The sequence below is a fragment of the Marinobacter excellens LAMA 842 genome (genome assembly GCF_001574445.1).
Classification (GTDB): domain Bacteria; phylum Pseudomonadota; class Gammaproteobacteria; order Pseudomonadales; family Oleiphilaceae; genus Marinobacter; species Marinobacter shengliensis.
In genome coordinates, this window is record NZ_LOCO01000009.1 from 140,319 (window position 1) to 145,824 (window position 5,506).

5 protein-coding genes are annotated in these 5,506 nt (G+C 55.1%); 4 read left to right on the forward strand and 1 reads right to left on the reverse strand.

Features of this window, described 5'->3' with window-relative positions:
- Nucleotides 1-171 precede the first annotated feature (171 nt).
- Entirely contained in the window at nucleotides 172-972 is an 801-nt protein-coding gene (locus J122_RS10260) for an SDR family NAD(P)-dependent oxidoreductase (RefSeq protein ID WP_061332222.1), read from the forward strand.
- Nucleotides 973-1,030: 58 nt separating this feature from the next.
- Here J122_RS10260 and J122_RS10265 read toward each other — a convergent pair whose 3' ends face one another.
- Nucleotides 1,031-1,237 (reverse strand): cold-shock protein, encoded by a 207-nt coding sequence (locus tag J122_RS10265; protein ID WP_058091071.1) that lies wholly within the window; start codon nucleotides 1,235-1,237, stop codon nucleotides 1,031-1,033.
- Between the two features lie 445 nt (nucleotides 1,238-1,682).
- Between J122_RS10265 and J122_RS10270 the strand changes: the two genes are divergently transcribed.
- From J122_RS10270 to J122_RS22480, 3 genes are all read left to right on the forward strand, one after another.
- The gene (locus tag J122_RS10270) at nucleotides 1,683-4,055 is read left to right on the forward strand and encodes an EAL domain-containing protein (RefSeq protein WP_061332223.1); all 2,373 of its coding nucleotides are present in this window, start codon (nucleotides 1,683-1,685) and stop codon (nucleotides 4,053-4,055) included.
- Between the two features lie 104 nt (nucleotides 4,056-4,159).
- A complete protein-coding gene (locus J122_RS10275) occupies nucleotides 4,160-5,311 on the forward strand; it encodes an efflux RND transporter periplasmic adaptor subunit (RefSeq protein WP_061332224.1) in 1,152 nt (383 codons plus the stop codon).
- The gene (locus tag J122_RS22480; protein ID WP_156471745.1) at nucleotides 5,308-5,448 is read left to right on the forward strand and encodes a hypothetical protein; all 141 of its coding nucleotides are present in this window, start codon (nucleotides 5,308-5,310) and stop codon (nucleotides 5,446-5,448) included. Before J122_RS10275 ends, J122_RS22480 begins: the two co-directional genes overlap by 4 nt.
- Nucleotides 5,449-5,506: the final 58 nt, after the last annotated feature.

The window sequence follows — 5,506 nt, forward strand, 5'->3', positions numbered from 1 at the left end:
GGGCCAAATTGATTAAGCCAGAAAGACCGGGTCTCCGGTGAGCCAAGTTTGCTGTAGTCTATGCCCATGGCGTTTATCACGTTGTTATACTTGAGGCCTTTCGGCGCGGCAGTGCGCCAAGGTGTATCAAGGTGGCGTTATAAAAACAAGACAAGAAACCGGGGTGTATTCATGAGTGTGAGCGGCAAGACCATTGTTCTGACGGGCTCGTCCAGCGGTATTGGTGAACAGGCTGCCTATCAATTGGCCCGAAAAGGGGCACGTCTTTGCCTTGTGGCTCGTCGGGAGGATGAATTAAAGAGAGTGCAGCAGGCGATTATCGACGAGGGCGGTAAAGCCTGGGTCTACCCGGCGGACTTGACGGATGAAGCCGGCTTGCAGTCGGTTGCAGACCGGATACTGGCCGAGCACGATAGGGTAGATGTGTTGGTCAATAATGCCGCCCGTTCCATCCGCCGCCCCATCTCTCAGGCTCTGGACCGGCTGCACGATTACCAGCGCACGATGAATATCAACTACGTTGCTGCGGTCGGCTTAACGCTGAAGCTGCTTCCAAGGATGTTGGCCCAGGGCCGGGGGCAGGTGGTGAACATCTCCACCTTGTCCTCCCAGGTTCCGATTCCCTTGTTCTCCGCTTACCTGGCCAGCAAGACTGCGTTGGAGTCTTTCTCACGCTCTTTGTTGGCGGAAATGGGTGATCAGGGGATAGACGTTACCGTGGTGTACTACCCGATGGTGCGCACGCCCATGTCGTCGCAAACCAGCATTTACAAGCACATGCCGATGATGACTCCGGATAAGGCCGCGGGGTGGATCGTCAAAGCGGTGGATGAGGGGCCAGCCAGGGTTGGTAGCCTGATGGGGACTGCCGGCAGCATTGCGCTTGCGGCGTTACCTGGTCCGGTTACACGTTACACCCAGCCGTTGTTCAGGCTGATGGATAAAAAGCTGGGGCAGAAAGCACGTCAGTGAACAGAAACGAAAAAAGGCAGCCGAAGCTGCCTTTTTATATCGTATCAGGGCTGTAAAATTACAGACCTACTACGTTATCCGCCTGAGGACCTTTCTGGCCCTGAGAAACGGTAAATTCAACCTGCTGGCCTTCTGCCAGAGTCTTGAAGCCGCCGCCCTGAATGGAGCTGTAGTGAACGAAAACGTCCGGGCCGCCTTCACGAGTGATAAAGCCAAAACCTTTTGATTCGTTGAAAAACTTAACAGTACCGGTAACAGTAGACATAGTTATAAATCCTGAATTCAATCATTTTAATTGCCGCCAGGCATCATTGTGAGGCTTGGTCAGCGGAGTGCGGGAAACAAAAAACTGGCGTGATCAAAAACAGGACGAAAGCTACTTGTTACAACTTACAACAGAGATGCGTCTTATTGATGAGTGCTGTGCTAAATCTTTCCAACGAGAGCCACTGTACTCCTGCCCGGTCCGAATAGAAAGCTATTTCTTATAGGCATTTACCCAAGGGCGGCAAATTGTCCTGTTGAAACGGTCCTCCATGGCGCGTCAAGCTGCAATGCCCGGTTACTAAAATCAATAACTCTCGCGGCAGCCTTGATCTACACTTCTTGTTGTAAGGGCAGTGGATAGAAGGATTGGTCGAAGGCCCTTCTAACAACTCAAATGCCGAAAAGGCTTGGTCTCTTGTTTCCTTACGCGGAGCGAAACCTGTATGCCCCTGGACCCTATGGAGAAAAGGCGCCTCACTGCGCTTGAGAAGTTAGGGATTCTGGATACGCCACCAGAGGAGCGGTTTGACAGGCTGGTTCGAATCGCCCGCCAGTTTTATGGAGTCAAAACGGCCTTGTTCACCGTTCTGGATGATAAGCGCCAGTGGTTTAAATCCAAGGACGGCATTGATGCTCGTGAAACACCGCGCTCGGTGGCATTCTGCGATCACGCTATCCGCCAGGACAAAGCGTTTATTGTTGAAGATGCCACCCAGGACCCCCGCTTCAAATCGAATCCACTGGTCACCGGTGATCCACACATCCGTTTTTACGCTGGCATTCCTGTCCGGGAGCCCAGTGGTTTCAAGCTTGGTTCGTTGTGCATTATTGATGACAAGCCCCGTCAGATTCAGGAAGTAGACCTGGATGTACTTCGTACTTTGGCGAGTCTCATCGAAGACGAGCTGGAATGTGCCTATCTCACTGGAGGAGACGCGGGGGACGTCGCGGTGTCGCATCTCAGCCGGGCCATCCAGCGGGCCCAGAATGTCTTTCTGACCAATGACAACGAGCGGGCGGCATTCGAGTTAATGCTGGCCGATTTGCTGGCCCTTACGGGTAGCCAGTTCGGATTTATTGGTGAGGTGTTGTATCACAACGATGGCACGCCGTACCTCAAGGTAGGCGCCATCACCAACATCGCCTGGAGCCCTGAAACCCAGGCCCTGTTCCAGCAGGTAGAACGCAGGGGAATGCTCTTTGAGAGGCTGGATAACCTCCTGGGGGCAGGGTTGGTATCCGGCGCTGTGGTGCTTACCAACAACTATGCAAACGATGTACGCCGCGGTGGCCTGCCACCTGGCCATCCTCCGATCTCCAGTTATATCGGGTTGCCGGTATACAGTGGCGGGAATCTGATCGGATTGGTTGGCCTGGCCAACCGGGTGGGCGGCTATAAAGAAAGCCTTGCCGACGACCTTGCTCCGCTGCTGCAGACCGTTGGCACCCTGATTGAACGGAAGCGTCTTTACCAGGAAAAACGTGAGCATCAACTCAGCCTGGAACAGGCCGCTAATTTTGATGCCCTGACCGGGCTGCCCAACCGGCGACGGTTAACGGAATTGTTTGAACAGGAGCTGTTTGAAGCCAAGCAGCGCAACGGCACCGTGGCGGTTTGTTTTATTGACCTCGATGGTTTCAAGGAGATCAATGATGAGCATGGACACTCCGTTGGTGATGCAGTTCTTAGGTCGATCGCGGAGCGGCTGAAGAATACCGTGCGGGGCCACGATGTGATCGCCCGCCTTGGCGGTGATGAATTTGTGGCGATACTTCGGGATGTAGACGATGAGCGTGTGTATTCCCGCATTCTGGAAGCCATCCGCCAGCCCATCAGTTACCGGCACTTTGTTTTACACCTGTCTGGCAGCATGGGCGTGACAGTGTATCCGGATGACGACGCAGATACCGATTTACTGCTTCGCCACGCGGACCAGGCGATGTATGCAGCCAAGGAATCCGGCAAGAACGCCTATAAAATCTTTGACCTGCAGTCCCATTTTACCCGGAAAGAGCGAGTAAGGGTTCTGGAGCAGATTGGCCGGGCCATCAGTCGTGCTGAATTGGAGCTGTATTACCAGCCCAAGATTGATTACAAGCGCCAGACCGTTGAAGGCTTTGAGGCCCTTATTCGCTGGAATCATCCCGACGATGGCTTGCTGGGCCCGGGGCACTTTCTGGAACATCTTGAATACACCGAATACGCTCGCACCGTTGGCAACCTGGTGATCAACGAAGCCATCGAAAAACTGTTGCTGTTCAATAGTCAGGGTTTGGCCTATTCCCTGAGCGTGAACCTCAGCCCGTCCCACTTTCTGGGCAAAACCTTCCCGGAAGACCTGGCCCAGGCAGTGGAGCGTTTGCCTCGCGGGCTCCGCCACCGCCTGATTTTGGAGCTGCTTGAAACCACCGCCATGGACGATGCCAGTCTGGTGATAGAAACGCTTTGGCGATGTCGAGACTTGGGGGTGGAGGTGTCGTTGGACGATTTTGGCACCGGCTATTCCTCTCTGGACTACTTCCGCAAGCTTCCTGCCCAGGAGATCAAGATTGATCGTTCTTTTGTTAATGACATGCTGGACGATTCGGAGGGTGAAATGGTGGTCACCGCAATACTTGGCCTGGCCCGCAGCTTCGGCCGACGGGTGGTGGCTGAGGGCATTGAAAATGCTGAGACTCACATACGTCTGATTGAACTCGGGTGCGATCTTGGGCAGGGGTTCTATTATGCGAGGCCGATGCCTTACCAACAGGCTTATGAATGGGCCGCGAATTTCCGCTGGCAAACGGTTGCGGTTACCGCAGTTGGTAGCTGAACTGGGGCTATGTAAAGGTTTGGCAAAACCCTGAGCAAACTCTTTTTTTTCTCGCTGGCGTTCTCTATGGTTGCCGCTGATCAGAGCGTATGGAGAACTTCTGAATGGCACTTGCTCCCCGCAACCGCCGGCGTTGGCCAACCTGGTTTGGTGTTTTCACAGGTCTGGTGATTCTTGCAGCCGGAGGCTGGTGGTATTTCCAGAACGGCGGAAACAAACAGCCGCCACTGAACACCATCGAAGTCTCCCGCGGCGACATCCAGCAGTTGGTCAGCGCTACCGGCGTGCTGGAGCCCAGCAACTACGTGGACGTTGGTGCCCAGGTATCAGGCCAGCTCGAAACCATCCATGTAAGGGTTGGGCAAACGGTTTCCCAGGGTGACTTGCTGGCGGAGATTGATCCGACTGTATACGTAGCCAAGGTCGACGCCACCCGGGCCCAGCTCAAGAATCAACGGGCGCAACTGGATGACCGAAAGGCCCAGTTGCGGCTGGCGGAAATCCAGTTCCAGCGCCAGACCAACCTGTTCCAAGAAGAAGCTACTACGCGGGAATCGCTGCAGACTGCCGAGGCGTCACTGGCCTCCGCCAAAGCGCAACTGGCGATGCTGGAAGCGCAGATCGAACAAACCTCATCCACCTTGCGCGCGGAAGAGGCTAATCTCGGGTACGCGCGAATCTACGCACCCATGGACGGCACGGTAGTGTCCATTGAAGCCCGCCAGGGCCAGACTTTGAACGCAACCCAGCAAGCCCCGGTTCTGATGCGTATCGCCGATCTGGCCACCATGCGGGTGCGGGCACAGGTATCGGAAGCTGATGTGGGAAAGCTGGAGCCGGGCATGCGGGTTTACTTCACCACGCTGGGTGATGCGGAACGGAAGGTGTACGGCGAGTTGCTGTACATAGAGCCGACACCGGAAGTGACCAACAATGTTGTATTGTACAACGCCCTGTTCGATGCCAATAACGATGACGGCAAACTGCTACCGAACATGACGGCCCAGGTGTTCTTTATTCAGAGCGAAGCCCTGGATGTGCTGCGGGTGCCAGTGTCCTCGGTTCAACGGGGCCGGGTGCAGGTGCTGACCCAGGCAGGCCAGGTTGAATGGCGGGACATTGTGGCCGGCGTCAGTAACCGGGTACATACGGAAGTGGTTTCCGGCGTAAAGGAAGGCGAAAAGGTCGTGCTGGTTTCCCGGGATCCACGTTCCGGTTCCAGTAACACCAGCAACTTCCGGGGTATGCTGCGATGACCGCAAGCCGGCCTCTGATCGAGTTGCGCGGCATTACCCGTTCTTTCGGGGAGGGGGAGTTGGCCGTACCGGTACTCAAGGGCATTGACCTGAAAATTTATGGCTCTTCACTTATCCGTGTGGGTTGGGTGCCATAGGCAGCCCGCCATAATGGAACAAGATTGCCCGTTTGAATCTCTCCTTGCTCCGGAATCC